This window comes from Kitasatospora sp. NPDC058190 (genome assembly GCF_042883685.1).
In the GTDB taxonomy this organism is placed as follows: Bacteria; Actinomycetota; Actinomycetes; order Streptomycetales; family Streptomycetaceae; genus Kitasatospora.
The window spans coordinates 2714-3936 of the sequence record NZ_JBHVVI010000257.1; the positions used below are offsets into that span (position 1 = coordinate 2714).

The window sequence follows — 1223 nt, forward strand, 5'->3', positions numbered from 1 at the left end:
CCCGCTGGACCCCCGACGGCACCCTCGAATACCTCGGCCGCACCGACACCCAGCTCAAACTCCGCGGCCACCGCATCGAGCCAGGCGAAATCGAAGCCGCCCTCACCAACCACCCCACCATCACCCAGGCCACCGTCCACCTACGACACGACCACCCCGGCGACCCCCAACTCACCGCCTACGTCGTACCGGCCGCCGGCCACACCCCAAACCCACACGAACTCCGCGCCCACCTGCGCGCCCACCTGCCCGACCACATGATCCCCACCACCCTCGTCCCCCTCACCGCCCTGCCCCTGACCACCAACGGCAAACTCGACCGCGCCGCCCTCCCCACCCCCGACACCACCCCCGCCACAGGACGCGAACCACGCACCCCGCAAGAACACATCCTCTGCGACCTCTACGCCCAGGTCCTCGGCCTCCCACGCTTCGGCCCCGACGACGACTTCTTCGACCACGGCGGCCACTCCCTGCTCGCCACCCGCCTCACCACCCGCATCCGCACCACCTTCGGCACCGACATCGCCCTCCGCACCCTCTTCGAAACCCGCACCCCCGCCAACCTCACCCCCCACCTCGACCACACCACCAACACCACCACCCGACCCGCCCTCACCCCCACCCCACGCCCCACCCACCTCCCCCTCTCCTTCGCCCAACGCCGCCTGTGGTTCATCCACAAACTCGAAGGCCCCAGCCCCACCTACAACATCCCCCTCGCCCTCCACCTCACCGGCCACCTCGACCACACCGCCCTCCACCACGCCCTCAACGACGTCATCGCCCGCCACGAAAGCCTGCGCACCCTCTACACCGAAACCAACGGCATCCCCACCCAACACATCCTCCAACCCCACCAAGCCACCCTCCCCCTGCCCATCACCCACACCACCGAACACGACCTCCCCCACCACCTCACCACCACCGCCCAACACCCCTTCCACCTCGACACCCACATCCCCCTCCACGCCCACCTCTTCACCCTCACCCCCACCCACCACGTCCTCCTCCTCACCCTCCACCACATCGCCGGCGACGGCTGGTCACTCCACCCCCTCGCCACCGACCTCACCCACGCCTACACCCACCACACCACCCACACCCCACCCACCCACACCCCCCTCCCCGTCCAATACGCCGACTACACCCTCTGGCAAAACCACCTCCTCGGCGACCACCACGACCACAACAGCCTCCTCACCCAACAAATCACCTACTGG

Annotated in this window: 1 protein-coding gene; it reads left to right on the top strand. The window is 68.8% G+C overall.

The genetic code is table 11. The features are described 5' to 3' along the window. On the top strand, positions 1-1223 hold a 1223-nt coding region (locus ACFVWU_RS44525; RefSeq protein ID WP_387632361.1), incomplete at both ends, for a condensation domain-containing protein.